Here is a 16,416-nt window from a genome sequence, read left to right as displayed (position 1 = left end):
CCTGTTGGTCAACAGGGGGCAAGCGGGTCTGGGCGCCGTGCTACTTGGGCTGCGACGCCTTGTACAAAATCCGACCTGCCCCCTGGACCTCAGTTCTCCTCCGCTTCGTTGTTTTTCCCTTTTGCCTTGGAGTTATCACTGAGTTTGTCGGCCAGTTCATCTTCCAGTTCGAGCTCGGCGATTTCCTTGAGACGCTGTACCACGCGCGCATTGACGCTGCCGTCGGGGAAGCGGCCCTTGGCATCGGGCGCCCCGGCGGGCTCGCCCACCAGCAGCGACAGGGCCTCGTCCGCCTGACGTACGGCATAGACATGGAACAGCCCTTCACGGACCGCTTCCAGCACGGTTTCGTCGAGCATCAGGTTGGTGACATTGGCGCGCGGGATGATCACGCCCTGCTCGCCGGTCAGGCCGCGGGCCTGGCAGAGGCGGAAGAAACCTTCGATCTTCTCGTTCACGCCGCCGACCGGCTGGACCTCGCCGAACTGGTTGATGGAGCCGGTGATGGCGAAACACTGCTTGAGCGGGGTGCGCGACAGCGCGGAGATCAGGGTACAGGCCTCGCCCAGGGAGGCACTGTCGCCATCGACGTAGCCATAGGACTGTTCCAGGGCGATGCTGGCCGAGATCGACAGGGGGAATTCCTGGGCATAGCGACTCCCCAGGTAGCCGGTCAGGATCATCACCCCCTTGGAGTGGATCGGCTGGCCCAGGCTGACCTCACGCTCGATGTCGAGGATGCCGCTGGCACCCGGGTAGACGGTGGCCGAGATGCGCGCCGGCATGCCAAAGGCGGAATCGGCCACTTCCAGCACCGTCAGGCCGTTGCACTTGCCCACCGCGGCGCCCTGGGTGTCGATGAGGATGAGCCCGGTGAGCATGTCGTCCAGCACCCGGGCACAGACGCGTCCGGTGCGGGTTTCCTTGGCCTTGAGCGCGCGCTCGACATGGCCCTTGTCGGTGCGCTCGTCCCCGGCCAGATGGCGGATGAAATCGGCTTCGCTGACCAGCTGGAAGAGATCGCCGATACGCGCTGACAGCCGCCCCTGGTGCTCGGCCAACCGGGCACTGTAGGTGGCCAGACGGGCTACGGCCGCCGAGGTCAGGGGCGCCATGCCCTCTTCCGAGGTGCGCGTCTTGAGCAGCTGGGCGAACTGTTCCAGGCTCTCGTCACGCAGCGGCAGTTCCTCGTCGAAGTCCACCAGCACCCGGAACATCTCCTGGAAGTCCGAATCCAGCTCCTGCAGGGTGTAGTAGATGTTGCGCGAGCCGATGATGATGACCTTGAGCTGCAGCGGGATCTGCTGGGGCGCCAGGCTCATGGCGGTGAGGCGCCCCAGCTCGGCCAGTGGCGATTCCATCTTCAGCTGGCGCGAATGCAGGGCGCGCTTGAGCGCGTCCCAGACGAAGGGCTCGGTCAACAGCTTGTCGGCTTCGACGATGAGGAAGCCGCCATTGGCACGATGCAAGGCGCCCGGGCGCAGCTGGCGATAGTTGGTGTAGAGCGCGCCCTGATCGGATTGGTACTCGATGCGACCGAAGAGATTGTCGTAGGTAGGGTGGGACTCGAACACCACGGGTGCACCGCCGGTGACGTGGTGGCCGATGATCAGATTGGGCTCGTACTGCTCGCGCAATTCCTTGCGCCGCTGCATGTCGGGCTTGGCGTCGTCGGCCAGTTGCTCGACCACCGTCTTGAGTAGATCCACCTGCATGGCCTGCAGATAGGCGCAGACCCCGGGGTTGTCGTTGTACTTCTCCGACAAGGGCGCCAGCAGCGGCTGCAGGGCCTGGATGATGGTGTCCTCGTTCAGCGCCCGCAGCTGGTTGCTCGACTCGCGCCGCCATTGCGGCAGGCTGGACAGTTCTTCGTTGAGGCGTTCTTCGAGGCTGGAGATATCGGCGTGGAAGCGCTCGCGCTCGGCCTCGGGCAACTGGGCGAAGTCGGCCTCATCCAGCGCCTTGCCGTCCTTCATGGGGGTGAAGGCGACATTGTTGGCGTCGCGGTAGAGGGCGATCTCCTTTTCCAGGGCGAGCTTTTCTACCACGTCCAGGGCCTGGTCGTAGCGCTGGTTGAAGGCACGCTCGATGGCGTTCTTCTTCTGCTGGAACGCCGGGTGTTCGAACACCGCCGGAAAGGTGGCCAGCAGGTTGTCGATGAAATGGGCCATGTCGGCCACGAAGGCCTCGCCCTCGCCAGGTGGCAGTTCCAGGGCTCCCGGTGCGCGCGGCTCTTCGAAGTGATTCAGGTACACCCAGTCGTTGGGCGTCGGCTGCCGCTTGGCCTCGGCCTTGAGATAGCGTTGCACGAAGGAGAAGCGACCGGTGCCCGGCTCGCCCATGACAAAGACGTTGTAGCCGGGCCGCGGCATGGCCACCCCGAACTGCAGGGCTTCAACCGCGCGCTCCTGGCCCAGGATGCCGCGGAAGGGTTCGAGCTGATCGGTATCGGCAAAGGAGAATTGTTCGGGAGCGAAGGGGCGGGTCAGCTCATCGGGAGCGAGCCGGAGACCGGCCGCGACGGGATCGTGCATCGTAAGTCCTTGTCAGGCATGCAAGCAGTGTCCGCATTCTGCGACCGGGATGACAGCGGAGGCAAGGCAAGCAGCGCTCCCCTGCATATTTAAACGCAGCGGTTCGAAGAGGCTGACATGACGTCTGTCGGTATTTTCCGACCCCAGCGTTTTTTGACGAAATTCTCACCAGACGCCTACTAAGCTCTCTGTAGGGGGATCAGTCGTAGGATCCCGTGAGGAGGCCCCATGGCTGGCTCTCGTCGTTTCATTCCGCTGTTCTTCCTGCTGTCCGCGCTCGCGGCCTGCACCAGTTATCACGACCAACTGATTGCCAAAGGCTATCCGCCGGCCTATGCCGACGGCTTCAGCGACGGCTGCCAGACCGGCAAGCAGGCGGTCAATGGCATTGGGTACGAACACAAGGATGCGCGCCGCTTCGTCGCGGAGAAGCCCTATCAGCAGGGCTGGGACGCGGGCTACGCGCAATGCGTGCAGGTGGCCCAGCGCGAAGAGCAGCAGCGCTTCATCGAGCAGGTCCGGGAAAACCGCGAAGGCGCGGAGCAACTGCATCTGCGCTCCAAAACACGTTGAGGTCGCAGCCATCCTTGCAGCACAGATAGGATGACCTATGCTGGCGGGCCCGCTTGTTGAGCTCAGCCAATGTCCGCCCGTTCGCCGCTGTTCGCCGTCGCCCTGCTGCTGGTCGCCATGACCTCGATCCAGACCAGCGCGAGTCTGGCCAAGACGCTGTTCCTGCGCCTCGACCCGGTGGGTGTCACCACCCTGCGCCTGATCTTCGCCGCCCTGGTCCTGCTGATCGTGCTGCGTCCCTGGCGCAACTTCCGCCGCGAGGCGCTGGGCAGTCTACTGGGCTATGGCGTCGCCATGGGCGTGATGAACCTGACCATCTATATGGCCATGCAGCGCCTGCCGATCGGCATCGCCGTTGGCCTGGAATTCGTCGGCCCCCTGGTGGTGGCGCTGTGTGCGCTGCGCCGCTGGCTGGACCTGCTGTGGATCGTCCTGGTGGTCGCCGGCCTGGCCGTGCTCCTGCCCTTCGGTCACAACGCCTCGGCGCTGGATCCCCTGGGTACCAGCCTGGCACTGGGTGCCGGTGCCTGCTGGGCGTTGTACATCGTGCTGGGCAAGCGCGCGGGCGCGGTCCATGGCACCGGCACGGTGGCCTTTGGCGCTTCCATCGCCGCCCTGGTGATTCTGCCCATCGGCATCGTTCACAGCGGCAGCAATCTCTTGCAACCGGAAATCTGGCCACTGGCACTGGCCTTGGCTCTGATGTCCACGGCCATTCCCTATGCCCTGGAAATGGTCGTGCTCACCCGCCTGCCGGCCTCGACCTTTGGCACCCTGATGAGTCTGGAACCCGCGCTGGGCGCCCTTTCCGGCTGGGTGTTCCTCGGCGAGATCCTGGGTGTCGCCCAATGGTTCGCTCTCGCCTGCATCATCGCCGCCTCGATCGGCGCCACCTGGAGCAGCCGTCTGACCCCGGAGCAAACGCCGCTCTAGGGACTCTATAACGAGGCGAATCCTCACGCGGAGTACCGACGATGATCTATCTGATAATGGGCGTCTCGGGCAGTGGCAAGACCACCCTGGGCGAACTCCTGGCCAGCCGACTAGGCTGCCGTTTCGACGATGCCGACACCTTTCACAGCCAGGCCAACAAGGACAAGATGGCCAAGGGTATCGCCCTCACCGACGAGGATCGCTGGCCTTGGCTGGATGCCATCCACGCTGCCATGCAGCAGGCGCGGGCCGAGGGCACCACCCGGGTGTTCGCCTGTTCGGCGCTGAAGAAAGTCTATCGAGATCGCCTGCTGAACGGCCTCGAAGGTGTGCGTCTGCTGTTTCTCAAAGGCTCCCCGGAGCTGCTCGCCGAGCGTATCGGCAGCCGCCGTGGGCACTTCTTCGATCCAAAGCTGTTGCAGAGCCAACTCGATACCCTGGAAGCGCCCGACCACCTGGAGGCCCAGGTACTTGACGTACGCCAGTCGCCCGAGCAACTGGTGGACGAGGTGCTGGAACACGACCGCAGCGCCTGAGCGCTGCGGTCACGGCGTCAGACCGCGACCGGTGCCTTGATGTGCGGATGGGCCTGATAGCCTTCCAGCTCGAAATCCTCGAAGCGGAAGGCGAACAGGTCCTGTACCGCTGGATTGAGCTTCATGGTCGGCAGCGGCAGCGGTTCGCGGGTCAGCTGCAGATCGGTCTGCTCCAGGTGATTGGCATAGAGGTGGCAATCACCGCCGGTCCAGATGAATTCGCCCGGTTGCAGCCCGGTGACCTGGGCCACCATCAGGGTCAGCAGCGCATAGCTGGCGATGTTGAAAGGTACGCCGAGGAAGATGTCGGCGGATCTCTGATAGAGCTGGCAACTCAGGCGGCCATCGGCGACATAGAACTGGAACAGCGCATGGCACGGCGGCAAGGCCATCTCGTCCACCAGCGCCGGATTCCAGGCCGAGACGATCAGGCGGCGTGAATCGGGCTTGGCGCGGATCATGTCCACCACCCCGGCGATCTGGTCGATATGGCGACCATCCGGTGCCGGCCAGCTGCGCCACTGGTAGCCGTAGACTGGGCCCAGTTCGCCATTCTCGTCGGCCCACTCGTCCCAGATGGAGACGCCATTGTCCTTGAGATAGCGGATGTTGGTCTCGCCCTGCAGGAACCACAGCAGCTCGTGGATGATGGATCTGAGATGGCACTTCTTGGTGGTGACCAAGGGAAAGCCCTCGGCCAGATCGAATCTCATCTGGTAGCCGAAGACGCTGTAGGTCCCGGTGCCGGTGCGGTCGCTCTTGAAGGTGCCGTGTTCGCGCACGTGGCGCATCAGGTCGAGGTACTGTTTCATGGCGGGAGCGCTACCTGGCAAAAGCCAAATGGTATCAAATCGCGCCCTGCGGGAGCGGTCGCGCTTGTCGCAGCCCTGACCATCGGACACAAAAAAGGCGGCCCTGAGGCCGCCTTTTCCACCAATCCTCAGCTGTTGGCTGGCGGCGCCGTGAGGGTCGCCGTCTCGCGTTCGCGCTGGGTGATCTCCGAGGCCGTGGCATCCATGGCCTCCTGCAAGCCTTGCAAGCGCTTCTTCTCGGCGCGCCGGGTGAAGTACCAGGCGAAGAAGGTGAACAGCGAGACCGCCAGCAGGATCAGGCTGGCGATGGCGTTGATCTCCGGCTTCACGCCCAGGCGCACCGCGGAGAACACCTCCATGGGCAGGGTGGTGGAGCCGGGACCGGACACGAAGCTCGCCAGCACCAGGTCGTCCAGCGACAGGGCGAAGGACATCATGCCACCCGCCGCCAGCGACGGCGCGATCATGGGGATAGTGATCAGCAGGAACACCTTCCAGGGGCGGGCGCCCAGGTCCATGGCCGCCTCTTCGATGGACAGGTCCAGTTCGCGCAGGCGCGAAGAGACCACCACCGCCACATAGGAGGCGCAGAAGCTGGTGTGGGCGATCCAGATGGTGGTCACGCCGCGGTCCTGCGGCCAGCCGATCAGCTGCGCCATGGAGACGAACAGCAGCAGCAGCGACAGACCGGTGATCACCTCGGGCATCACCAGCGGCGCCGTGACCATGCCGCCGAACACGGTGCGGCCGCGGAAGCGTGGGATACGGGTCAGCACGAAGGCCGCCAGGGTCCCGAGGATCACCGAGGAGATGGCCGTGTAGAAGGCGATTTCCAGGGAGCGGAACACCGCACTCATCAGCTGGGTGTTGTCCAGCAGGCCGACATACCACTTCACCGACCAGCCACCCCAGACGGTCACCAGGCGCGACTCGTTGAAGGAGTAGATGACCAGGATGACCATCGGCAGATAGATGAACAGCAGTCCGAGCACCAGCATCAGGTTGGTGAACTTGAGGCCTCTCATAGCTTGCCCTCCAGTTCCTTGGCTCGGCTCCAGATTGGAGAGCCGGTTGAACAGCACGATGGGCACAGAATGGCTGTCTGGCTCACAGCTTGCCCTCCAGTTCCTTGGCTTGGTTGCGATTGAACAGCACGATGGGCACGATCAGGATCAGCAGCATCACCACCGCCAGGGCGGAGGCCACCGGCCAGTCACGGTTGTTGAAGAATTCCTGCCAGAGTACGCGGCCGATCATCAGGGTCTCCGGGCCGCCCAGCAGCTCGGGAATGACGAATTCGCCCACCGCCGGAATGAACACCAGCATGCAGCCGGCGATGATGCCGTTCTTGGACAGTGGCACGGTGATCTTCCAGAAGCTGGTAAAGCGACTGGCACCCAGGTCGCCGGCGGCTTCCAGCAGGGTCAGGTCATGCTTCACCAGATTGGCGAACAACGGCAGGATCATGAACGGCAGATAGGAATAGACGATCCCCAGGTACACCGCGAAGTTGGTGTTGAGCATCTGCAGCGGACTGCTGATGATGCCCAGATTCATCAGGAAGCTGTTGATCAGGCCATTGGTGGAAAGCAGCCCCATCCAGGCATAGACGCGGATGAGAATGGCGGTCCAGGTCGGCATCATGATCAGCAGCAGCAGCACCGTCTGCTTCTCGCGACTGGCGCGGGCGATGGCATAGGCCATGGGATAGCCGATCAGCAGGCAGATCAGGGTACTGATGCCGGCCATCTTCAGCGAGCCGAGATAGGCATCCAGATACAGCGGATCGCCGGCGAACATCAGGTAGTTGCCGAAGTTGAGCGCGATATCCAGTTGCTGATCGGCGTAGCTGAACAGCTCGGTATAGGGCGGGATGGCCACGTCCGCCACCGAGAAGCTGATCTTGAGCACGATCAGGAACGGCAGCAGGAAGAACAGGAACAGCCAGACGAAGGGCACGCCAATGGTCAGGCGGCGGCCATCGAGCAGGCGCTTGAGCAAGGGAGGTCTGGTCATGCTTGCAGTACCACGCCGCTGTCGTCTTCCCAGTACACCACCACGGCGTCGTCCCAGGTGGGTCGTTTGCCGAGACGCTCGGCGTTGGCGATGAAGCACTGGACGATGGGCCCGGTCCCCAACTTGACGTGATAGACCGAGTGCCCACCCAGGTAGGCGATGTCATGCACGGTGCCGCTGCACCAGTTGTAGTCGGGATGCTCGTGATCCGCTGGCAGGCTGGTGCCCATCAGCAGTTTCTCGGGCCGCAGAGCGAAGGTGACCTGCTTTTCCTGGGCGCGGGTGCTGATGCCGTGACCGATGTAGATCGGCCGCTCCAGTTGCGGACTGTGGATGATGGCGTGGTCGGCGCCATCGTCGGTCAGCTCGCCGTCGAAGATGTTGACGCTGCCGATGAACTCGCAGACCAGCCGGCTCGCCGGGGTCTCGTAGATGTCCATGGGGCTGCCCACCTGGGCGATCCAGCCCAGGTGCATGATGGCGATGCGCTCGGCCATGGTCATGGCCTCTTCCTGGTCGTGGGTCACCATCACGCAGGTCACGCCCACGCGCTCGATGATCTCCACCAGTTCCAGCTGCATCTGCGAGCGCAGCTTCTTGTCCAGGGCGCCCATGGGCTCGTCGAGCAACAGGAGCTTGGGTCGTTTGGCCAGGGAACGCGCCAGGGCCACCCGCTGGCGCTGGCCACCGGAGAGCTGGTGCGGCTTGCGCTTGGCGTACTGGGTCATGTGCACCAGCTTGAGCATCTCGGCCACGCGGGCGTCGATCTCGGCCTTGGGCAGCTTGTCCTGCTTGAGGCCGAAGGCGATGTTCTGCTCCACGCTCATGTGCGGGAACAGCGCATAGGACTGGAACATCATGTTGATCGGCCGCTCGTAGGGCGGCATGTCGGTGATGTCCTCGCCATCGAGGAAGATGCGTCCTTCGCTGGGCCGCTCGAAACCGGCCAGCATGCGCAACAGGGTCGACTTGCCCGAACCCGAGCCGCCGAGCAGGGCGAAGATCTCACCCTTGTTGATGGTCAGGGAGACGTCGTCGACAGCGACGGTTTCGTCGAACTTCTTGGTGACCCGGTCGATCTTGACCAGGACTTCCTTGGCTTTCTTGTCGCCGGTGGCGGCTTTCTTGAAGGCACTGGTGGCGGTCGCCATGTACATCTCCCCAGGAAAATCGGGGACCGGCCGGGCCGGTCCGCTTAGCGTTGGTTATTTGCCGGACTTGACCCGCGTCCAGCTACGGGTTTCCAGGCGCAGGAGTTGCGGGGGCAGCTCCTTCATGACGTACAGCTTGTCCATCACCGCCTGAGGCGGGTAGACGGTTTCGTCCTGCCGCAGCTCGGCATTCATCAGCTCGCCCGCCTTGGGATTGGGGTTGGCGTAGCCGACATAGTCACTGACCTTGGCGATGACCTCGGGCTGCAGCAGATAGTTGATGAAGGCATGGGCCTCCTTCACGTTCTTGGCATCCTTGGGGATGGCCAGGAGGTCGAACCAGAGGTTCGCGCCCTCCTTGGGAATCGCGTAGCCGATGTTGACGCCCTTCTTCGCTTCCTCAGCACGCGAACGTGCCTGAAAGACATCGCCGGAATAGCCGAAGGCCACGCAGATGTTGCCGTTGGCCAGGTCCGAGATGTACTTGGAGGAATGGAAATAGGTGATGTAGGGCCGCACCTTGAGCAGCTGTGCCTCGGCCTTCTTGTAGTCGTCGGGATTGGTGCTGTTGGGATCGAGTCCCAGGTATTGCAGTACCGCCGGATAGACCTCATCGGGCGAATCCATGAAGGAGACACCGCACTTGCTCAGCTTCTTGAGGTTCTCGGGTTCGAACAGGATGGCCCAGGAATCGAGCTTGTCGGTACCCAGCGCGGCCTTGACCTTGTCGACATTGTACCCGATGCCGTTGGTGCCCCACAGGTAGGGCACGCCGTATTGATTGCCCGGATCGCTCTTTTCCAGTTGCTTGAGCAAGGCCGGGTCGAGATTCTGCCAGTTCGGCAGCTGACTCTTGTCCAGTTTCTGGAAGGCGCCCGCCTTGATCTGCTTGGCCAGGAAGTTGCTCGAAGGCACCACCACGTCGTAGCCGGTGTGGCCGGCCAACAGCTTGCCTTCGAGGGTTTCGTTGGAATCGAAGACGTCATAGACCGGGGTGATGCCGGTGGCCTTCTGGAAGTCTTCCAGCGTGGTCTCGCCGACGTAATCGCTCCAGTTGTAGACACGTACCGTCGGGTCGGCGACAGCGGTTCCCATGACGGTCAGGGTCGTCATGGCCAGCAGGGTTTTACGCAACGAAAGCACGGGCGGCTCCTTTCATGATGGGCATCGACGGCGACACCCTTTCAGCGGTCCATACAGACGTACGGCACGCCGGAGCGACTCCGGCGTGCCGTCCTTTCAGCCGCACGCGGCGGCGGCACTCACTTGCCGGACTTGATGGTGGTCCAGGTACGGGTCATCAGACGCTGGGTCTTGGCCGGAAGATCCGGGAAGGCATACAGCTTGGTCATGGTTTCCTGGGTCGGATAGATCCCCGGGTTGGTGCGGATCTCTTCGGCCACCAGCGGGGTGGCCGCCTTGTTGCCGTTGGGATACTGCACATAGTCGCTGACCGCCGCGATCACCTTGGGCTCCATCAGGTAGTTGATGAACTTGAGCGCGCCCTCGGGATTCTCGGCATCCTTGGGAATGGCCATGGTGTCGAAGAAGGTACCGGCACCTTCCTTGGGAATGTTGTAGGCCACGGTCACGCCGTTCTTGGCATCGGCGGCACGGGCCTTGGCCTGGGCGATGTCGCCGGAGTAACCGACCGCCACGCAGACGTTGCCATTGGCCAGGTCCGAGATGTACTTGGAGCTGTGGAAATAGGTGATGTACGGACGCACCTTGAGGAACAGCTCTTCGGCCGCCTTGATCTCCTTGGGATCCTGGCTATCCGGCTTGTAGCCGAGGTAGTGCAGGCCGGCGGGAATGATCTCGGTGGGCGAATCCAGCACCGCCACGCCGCAGCCCTTGAGCTTGGAGAGATTCTCGGGCTTGAAGATCAGGTCCCAGGAATCCACCGGGGCATTGTCGCCCAGGGCAGCCTTGACCTTGGCCGGGTTGTAGCCGATGCCGATGGTGCCCCACAGGTAGGGGATGGCGTACTGGTTGCCCGGATCGCTGACTTCCAGGGTCTTCATCAGCTGCGGATCCAGGTTGCTGTAGTTGGGCAACTTGGACTTGTCCAGCGGCTGGTAGACGCCGGCCTTGATCTGCTTGGCCAGGAAGGAGTTGGACGGCACCACCACGTCGTAGCCGGAACGACCGGCCAGCAGCTTGGCCTCGAGGGTCTCGTTGCTGTCATAGACGTCATAGACCACCTTGATCCCCGACTCCTTCTCGAAGTTGGCGATGGTGTCTTCGGCAATGTAGTCGTTCCAGTTGTAGACGTGCAGGACCTTGGGGTCCGCCGAGGCGTTGCCGGCAAAGAGGCCGGCCAGGCTCAGCGCTAGAAGAGTCTTGCCAAAAACATTCATGCGGTGGTGCTCCTCAAGTCATCGTTGGTCTTTTGATTCGGTGCGCGGCCAGCGCCCGCGCGCAGTCTGGCAAGGTCCGCCGCCGCGCTCAAGCCTTGCCGGCCATTAGCCACGTTGACGTAGCACCGCATGGGTCTGATCGAGACTCAGGCGCGCCAGGGTGACGAGCTCGTCGATGGACTCCGGCGTGATGACCAAAGGCGGGGCGATGATCATGGTATCGCCCACCGCACGCATCACCAGCCCATTGCGGAAGCAGTGCTCACGGCAGAGCATGCCCGCCCCACCCTCGTACCTGGTCCGCGTCTTCTTGTCGCGCACCAATTCCAGCGCCGCCACCATGCCGACCCCGCGGGTCTCGCCCACCAGCGGATGGTCGGCCAGCTCGGCCCAGCGTTTCTGCAAATAGGGTGCCGTGGCGTTGCGAACCCGGTCGACGATGCCTTCGTCACGCAGGATGCGGATGTTTTCCAGGGCCACGGCGGCGGCCACCGGATGCCCGGAATAGGTGAAGCCGTGATAGAACTCGCCACCCTCGTCGAGCACCCTGACCACTTCGTCGCGTACCACCACGCCACCCATGGGCACGTAGCCGGAGGTGAGCCCCTTGGCGATGGGCATCAGGTCCGGGGCATTGCCGTAGTACTGGCTACCGAACCATTCGCCGGTGCGACCGAAGCCGCAGATGACCTCGTCGGCGATGAAGAGGATGTCGTACTTGTCGAGGATCTGGCGCACTCGCGGCCAATAGCTTTCCGGCGGCACTATCACCCCGCCGGCACCCTGGATGGGCTCGGCGATAAAGGCGGCGACACGCTCTTCGCCGACCTCGAGGATCTTCTGCTCCAACTGATCGGCCGCCCAGACGCCGAACGCCTCCGGACTCATCTCGCCACCTTCACCGAACCAGTAGGGCTGCGGAATATGCACGATGTCGGGCAGCAGACCGCCCTGTTCGTGCATCGCCGCCATGCCGCCCAGGCTGGCGCCGGCCATGGTCGAGCCGTGGTAGCCATTCCAGCGGCCGATGACTACCCGCTTCTCCGGCTGGCCCTTGGTTGCCCAGTAATGGCGCACCAGACGCAGCACCGTGTCGTTGGCCTCCGAGCCCGAACCGGTGAAGAACACGTGATTCATGCCCTCCGGTGCCAGTTCGGCGATGGCCTTGGCCAGCTCCAGCGCCGGCGGGTGGGCGGTCTGGAAGAACAGGTTGTAGTAGGGCAGCTCACGCATCTGGCGACTGGCCGCTTCGACCAGCTCTTCACGGCCGTAGCCGACGTTGACGCACCAGAGCCCGGCCATGCCGTCGAGAATGCGCTGACCCTCGCTGTCCCAGAGGTGCACACCCTCGGCACGGGTAATGATGCGTGCGCCCTTCTCGTTGAGCTGGCGATAGTCGGTGAAGGGCGCCAGCAGGTGCCGACGACTCAGGTCCTGCCAATGGGCGGTGGTAAAGGTAGTCACGAAGCCTCTCCTTGAATCGCGGTCAGACGCTGAGCAGCAGGAATTCCCGCTCCCACGAACTGATCACGCGCTTGTAATTCTCATGTTCGGCGCGCTTCACCGCGACGTAGCCACGGGTGAAACGACTCCCCAGATAACGCTCCAGGGTGGCCGACTGCTCCATGCGCTCCAGGGCGGCTTCCAGGGTCAGCGGCAGGCGCAGGTTGCGGCGCTCATAGCCGCGGCCCTGCACCGGGGCGCTGGGCGAGACGTTCTCGACCATGCCCAGGTAGCCACACAGCAGGCTGGCGGCCAGGGCCAGATAGGGGTTGGCATCGGCGCCGGCCAGACGATTCTCAACCCGGCGATTCTGCGGATCGGAATCCGGTACCCGCAGGCCCACGGTGCGGTTCTCCTCACCCCACTCCACGTTGACCGGCGCCGAGGTATCGGGCAGGAAGCGGCGGAAGGAATTCACATTGGGCGCGAACAGCGGCAGCGCCTCGGGAATGTATTTCTGCAGACCGCCGATGTGGTGCAGGAAGAGCTCGCTCATGCTGCCATCGGGGTTGGAAAACACCGTCTTGCCGGTCTTGAGATCCACCACGCTCTGGTGCAGGTGCATGGCGCTGCCAGGCTCGCCGGTCATGGGTTTGGCCATGAAGGTGGCGGTGACGTTATGCTTGAGCGCCGCCTCGCGCAGGGTGCGCTTGAAGACGAAGATCTGGTCGGCCAGGTGCAACGGATCGCCGTGACGGAAGTTGATCTCCATCTGGGCGGTGCCTTCCTCGTGGATCAGGGTATCCAGATCCAGCTCCTGGGCCTCGCACCAGTCGTACATGTCCTCGAACAGCGGATCGAATTCGTTGGCCGCGTCGATGGAAAAGGATTGGCGCCCGGTTTCCTGGCGACCGGAGCGGCCTACCGGCGGCTGCAGCGGATAGTCGGGGTCGTCGCTGCGCTTGGTCAGGTAGAACTCCATTTCCGGCGCGACGATGGGCTGCCAGCCGTGCTCGGCATAGAGCTTGAGCACCTTCTTGAGCAGGTTGCGCGGCGACAGCTCGATGGGGATGCCGCGCTTGTCGTAGGTGTCGTGGATCACCAGGGCGGTGGGTTCCAGCGCCCAGGGCACCAGGAACACCGCGCGATCGTCCGGCCGACAGTGCATGTCGATGTCGGCCGGGTCGAGCAATTCATAGTAGATGTCGTCGTCGACATAGTCCCCGGTCACGCTCTGCAGGAGCACGCTCTCCGGCAGGCGCATGCCCTTTTCGTTGAGAAACTTGGCGGTGGGAGAAATCTTGCCGCGGGCGATGCCGGTCAGATCGGCTACCAGGCATTCCACTTCAGTGATCTTGCGTTCTTTCAACCAGGCGGTGAGCCGGTCAAGCGGGGTGCTCATAAAGACCTCGAAGGTTCGAGCGGGGTGAACAGCATCAGCGGCCGGCAGCGCGCTCCTTGCAGGCCTTGCCGAACGCCTTGAATAAAGCGAGATAGACTGGGTGACTGCGTACCTTCCACTCCGGGTGCCACTGCACACCGCAAGTGAAGGCGCGGGCCTCGGGAAGCGAGACGGCTTCGATCAGGCCATCGGGGGCCAGCGCCTCGGCGCGCAACCCCGGCGCCAGGCGCTCGATACCCTGGCCATGGATGGAGTTCACCTCGAAGCGCGCCGGCAGATCCAGGGTCTCGAACAGGCCACCTGGCTGGACCTCGACCGGATGGTGCAAGCCATAGTGCTCTTCCAGGGTCTCGCCGCGCTCGCGGTGATCCATGAGGGAAGCGACCTCATGCACCTTCTGGTGCAGGCTGCCGCCAAAGGCCACGTTTATTTCCTGGAAGCCCCGGCAGATGCCCAGCACCGGCACGCCCGCAGCCACCGCGGCGCGCAACAGCGGCAGGGTCACGGCGTCGCGCGCCGCATCGTGCAGGGTGCCGGGCTCGCTGGGCGGGCCCTGGTAATGGCGAGGTTCGACATTGGACGGCGAACCGGTGAACAGCAGACCGTCCAGACGCTCTACCAGGGTCTCGGTGGCGATGAGGTCGGCGAGGGCCGGAATCACCAGCGGCATGCCCTCGGCCCCCTCCACCACCGCGCGCAGATACTTGTCGCCAGCGATGTGAAAGGAATGCAGGCCTAGTTGCCTGGTACAGGCTGTGACACCTATGAGGGGCAGCGCGGACATGGGGCACCGGGTTGAACAGGAATCATCCGAGCCTAGTCTTGTTCGTTATTTTTCACAACCACCGGTAAAAAGTTTCGGGATTCTGCACAGAAGCGGCGCAACAGAGGCGTTCTAGCGCTCATGAATGCGCCAAAAACAGGCACCTGCGCACCACCCCTGAGCAGGCTTTCCGCCAGTTGACTTTGCTCCGCCTTTCGGATTGACTCCAGGGTGGTAACTCCGCTGATTGATATTTTTAACAGGGGCGCTGGCAAAGCGTCGGAGCGCAGGCGAGACCGTACTCTCAGGTCGCTGTCGGATCGACAGCGGGCACTCGTGCCCTCACTGCGGTTGGCCCACTGGGCAAACAGGCGCATCAGGCGCTAACCGTTTTGTCGAGCGCAGCCAAAAGCAAAGGTGTTTCATCATGTCGGTACCCCCGCGTGCCGTTCGTTTGGATGAAGCGACCGACTTCCTCAGGGAGCACCCTGAGGTCCAGTTCGTCGATCTTCTGATTGCGGATATGAATGGCGTGGTGCGTGGCAAACGCATCGAGCGCAACAATCTGCCCAAAGTCTTCGAGAAAGGAATCAACCTCCCCGCTTCGCTGTTCGCCCTCGACATCACCGGCTCCACCGTCGAAAGCACCGGTCTCGGGCTCGACATCGGCGATGCCGACCGCGTCTGTTTCCCCATCACCGATACCCTCTCCATGGAGCCCTGGCAGAAGCGCCCCACCGCGCAGCTGCTGATGACCATGCACGAGATGGAAGGCGAGCCCTTCTTCGCCGACCCCCGCGAGGTCCTGCGCCAGGTCGTCCAGCGCTTCGACGAGCTCGGACTCACCGTCTGCGCCGCCTTCGAGCTGGAGTTCTATCTGATCGATCAGGAGAACATCAACGGCCGCCCGCAACCGCCGCGCTCACCCATTTCCGGCAAGCGTCCGCAATCGGTCCAGGTCTACTCGATGGACGATCTGGATGAATACGCCGACTGCCTGCAGGACATCATCGACGGCGCCCGCGCCCAGGGCATTCCGGCCGACGCCATCGTCGCCGAATCGGCGCCAGCGCAATTCGAGGTCAACCTCAATCACGTCGCCGATCCGATCAAGGCCTGCGACTACGCCGTACTGCTCAAGCGCCTGATCAAGAACGTCGCCTACGACCATGAGATGGACACCACCTTCATGGCCAAGCCCTATCCGGGCCAGGCGGGCAATGGTCTGCACGTGCACATCTCCCTGCTGGACAAGGAAGGTCGCAACATCTTCGCCGGCGAGGATCCCGAGCAGAACGCCGCATTGCGTCATGCCATCGGCGGTGTGCTCGAGACCCTACCCGCCTGCATGGCCTTTCTCTGTCCCAACGTGAACAGCTATCGGCGCTTCGGCTCGCAGTTCTTCGTGCCCAATGCCCCGAGCTGGGGCCTGGACAACCGCACCACCGCCCTGCGCGTCCCCACCGGTACGCCGGAGGCACACCGCATCGAGCATCGAGTGGCTGGCGCCGACGCCAACCCCTACCTGCTGCTGGCCGGCGTCCTGGCCGGGGTACACCACGGCCTGACCCGGCAGATCGAGCCCGGCCCGGTCACCGAGGGCAACTCCTACGAGCAGCACGAGCAGAGCCTGCCGAACAACCTGCGCGATGCCTTGCGCTACCTGGACGACAGCTCGGTGATGGCGGAGTACATCGATCCGAAGTACATCGACATCTTCGTCGCCTGCAAGGAGCACGAGCTGGAGGAGTTCGAGCACTCCATCTCCGACCTCGAGTACAACTGGTACCTGCACACCGTGTAAGCACCGCCTGCCGACCGGTCCTGCACCGGTCGGCAGGTGCGCTGCAGTACCGCCGGAGCCCTGCGCGTAATCACGCTCGTGGCGCCCTG

Annotated in this window: 14 protein-coding genes; 4 read left to right on the top strand and 10 right to left on the bottom strand. The window is 63.3% G+C overall.

Annotation, left to right across the window (positions count from 1 at the left end; genetic code table 11):
- Nucleotides 1-89 precede the first annotated feature (89 nt).
- Entirely contained in the window at nt 90-2,534 is a 2,445-nt protein-coding gene (locus BMZ43_RS18115; protein WP_017640866.1) for a Lon protease family protein, read from the bottom strand.
- Nucleotides 2,535-2,762: 228 nt separating this feature from the next.
- On the opposite strand from BMZ43_RS18115, the gene BMZ43_RS18110 reads away from it, so the two are divergent.
- The 3 genes from BMZ43_RS18110 to BMZ43_RS18100 all read left to right on the top strand — a co-directional run bounded on the left by BMZ43_RS18110 (nt 2,763) and on the right by BMZ43_RS18100 (nt 4,576).
- Nucleotides 2,763-3,107, top strand: coding sequence for a hypothetical protein (locus BMZ43_RS18110; protein ID WP_017640867.1), 345 nt, complete (start codon nt 2,763-2,765; stop codon nt 3,105-3,107).
- Between the two features lie 69 nt (nt 3,108-3,176).
- Nucleotides 3,177-4,040 carry an EamA family transporter gene (locus tag BMZ43_RS18105; RefSeq protein ID WP_017640868.1) on the top strand — a complete coding sequence of 288 codons (864 nt, stop codon included), beginning with the start codon at nt 3,177-3,179 and terminating at the stop codon, nt 4,038-4,040.
- Between the two features lie 41 nt (nt 4,041-4,081).
- Complete coding sequence (locus BMZ43_RS18100; RefSeq protein WP_068383540.1) at nt 4,082-4,576, top strand: gluconokinase; 495 nt, start codon at nt 4,082-4,084, stop codon at nt 4,574-4,576.
- A 17-nt stretch (nt 4,577-4,593) separates the two neighbouring features.
- On the opposite strand, the gene BMZ43_RS18095 is transcribed toward BMZ43_RS18100, so the two are convergent.
- From BMZ43_RS18095 to BMZ43_RS18055, 9 genes are all read right to left on the bottom strand, one after another.
- The gene (locus BMZ43_RS18095; protein WP_017640870.1) at nt 4,594-5,388 is read right to left on the bottom strand and encodes a thymidylate synthase; all 795 of its coding nucleotides are present in this window, start codon (nt 5,386-5,388) and stop codon (nt 4,594-4,596) included.
- A 128-nt stretch (nt 5,389-5,516) separates the two neighbouring features.
- Nucleotides 5,517-6,413, bottom strand: coding sequence for an ABC transporter permease subunit (locus tag BMZ43_RS18090; RefSeq protein WP_059316118.1), 897 nt, complete (start codon nt 6,411-6,413; stop codon nt 5,517-5,519).
- Between the two features lie 82 nt (nt 6,414-6,495).
- Nucleotides 6,496-7,404: an ABC transporter permease subunit gene (locus tag BMZ43_RS18085; RefSeq protein WP_017640872.1), complete on the bottom strand. Its 909-nt coding sequence runs from the start codon at nt 7,402-7,404 to the stop codon at nt 6,496-6,498.
- On the bottom strand, nt 7,401-8,555 hold the full coding sequence (potA, locus tag BMZ43_RS18080) for a polyamine ABC transporter ATP-binding protein (protein ID WP_017640873.1): 1,155 nt from the start codon (nt 8,553-8,555) through the stop codon (nt 7,401-7,403). Before potA ends, BMZ43_RS18085 begins: the two co-directional genes overlap by 4 nt.
- A 54-nt stretch (nt 8,556-8,609) precedes the next feature.
- Complete coding sequence (locus BMZ43_RS18075; RefSeq protein ID WP_173149200.1) at nt 8,610-9,668, bottom strand: polyamine ABC transporter substrate-binding protein; 1,059 nt, start codon at nt 9,666-9,668, stop codon at nt 8,610-8,612.
- Between the two features lie 149 nt (nt 9,669-9,817).
- Nucleotides 9,818-10,915, bottom strand: coding sequence for a polyamine ABC transporter substrate-binding protein (locus BMZ43_RS18070; protein ID WP_064308089.1), 1,098 nt, complete (start codon nt 10,913-10,915; stop codon nt 9,818-9,820).
- Between the two features lie 105 nt (nt 10,916-11,020).
- On the bottom strand, nt 11,021-12,379 hold the full coding sequence (locus BMZ43_RS18065) for an aspartate aminotransferase family protein (RefSeq protein ID WP_017640876.1): 1,359 nt from the start codon (nt 12,377-12,379) through the stop codon (nt 11,021-11,023).
- A 22-nt stretch (nt 12,380-12,401) separates the two neighbouring features.
- Nucleotides 12,402-13,760, bottom strand: a complete 1,359-nt coding sequence (locus BMZ43_RS18060; protein ID WP_017640877.1) for a glutamine synthetase family protein — start codon at nt 13,758-13,760, stop codon at nt 12,402-12,404.
- Nucleotides 13,761-13,794: 34 nt separating this feature from the next.
- Nucleotides 13,795-14,544: a gamma-glutamyl-gamma-aminobutyrate hydrolase family protein gene (locus BMZ43_RS18055; protein WP_093255468.1), complete on the bottom strand. Its 750-nt coding sequence runs from the start codon at nt 14,542-14,544 to the stop codon at nt 13,795-13,797.
- Between the two features lie 406 nt (nt 14,545-14,950).
- Between BMZ43_RS18055 and BMZ43_RS18050 the strand changes: the two genes are divergently transcribed.
- Complete coding sequence (locus tag BMZ43_RS18050; RefSeq protein ID WP_007160769.1) at nt 14,951-16,327, top strand: glutamine synthetase family protein; 1,377 nt, start codon at nt 14,951-14,953, stop codon at nt 16,325-16,327.
- The last annotated feature ends 89 nt before the right edge of the window (nt 16,328-16,416 follow it).

It is taken from the genome of Pseudomonas sp. Snoq117.2, assembly GCF_900110545.1.
GTDB lineage: Bacteria > Pseudomonadota > Gammaproteobacteria > Pseudomonadales > Pseudomonadaceae > Chryseomonas > Chryseomonas benzopyrenica.
This window is presented reverse-complemented; position numbering and strand designations above follow the sequence as displayed.

Coding starts and splice junctions, on each gene's coding strand:
- BMZ43_RS18075 (WP_173149200.1), bottom strand. CDS start 9,668: ATGACGACCCTGACCGTCATGGGAACCGCTGTCGCCGACCCGACGGTA.
- BMZ43_RS18100 (WP_068383540.1), top strand. CDS start 4,082: ATGATCTATCTGATAATGGGCGTCTCGGGCAGTGGCAAGACCACCCTG.
- BMZ43_RS18055 (WP_093255468.1), bottom strand. CDS start 14,544: ATGTCCGCGCTGCCCCTCATAGGTGTCACAGCCTGTACCAGGCAACTA.
- BMZ43_RS18050 (WP_007160769.1), top strand. CDS start 14,951: ATGTCGGTACCCCCGCGTGCCGTTCGTTTGGATGAAGCGACCGACTTC.
- BMZ43_RS18090 (WP_059316118.1), bottom strand. CDS start 6,413: ATGAGAGGCCTCAAGTTCACCAACCTGATGCTGGTGCTCGGACTGCTG.
- BMZ43_RS18095 (WP_017640870.1), bottom strand. CDS start 5,388: ATGAAACAGTACCTCGACCTGATGCGCCACGTGCGCGAACACGGCACC.
- BMZ43_RS18115 (WP_017640866.1), bottom strand. CDS start 2,534: ATGCACGATCCCGTCGCGGCCGGTCTCCGGCTCGCTCCCGATGAGCTG.
- BMZ43_RS18070 (WP_064308089.1), bottom strand. CDS start 10,915: ATGAATGTTTTTGGCAAGACTCTTCTAGCGCTGAGCCTGGCCGGCCTC.
- potA (WP_017640873.1), bottom strand. CDS start 8,555: ATGGCGACCGCCACCAGTGCCTTCAAGAAAGCCGCCACCGGCGACAAG.
- BMZ43_RS18085 (WP_017640872.1), bottom strand. CDS start 7,404: ATGACCAGACCTCCCTTGCTCAAGCGCCTGCTCGATGGCCGCCGCCTG.
- BMZ43_RS18060 (WP_017640877.1), bottom strand. CDS start 13,760: ATGAGCACCCCGCTTGACCGGCTCACCGCCTGGTTGAAAGAACGCAAG.
- BMZ43_RS18110 (WP_017640867.1), top strand. CDS start 2,763: ATGGCTGGCTCTCGTCGTTTCATTCCGCTGTTCTTCCTGCTGTCCGCG.
- BMZ43_RS18105 (WP_017640868.1), top strand. CDS start 3,177: ATGTCCGCCCGTTCGCCGCTGTTCGCCGTCGCCCTGCTGCTGGTCGCC.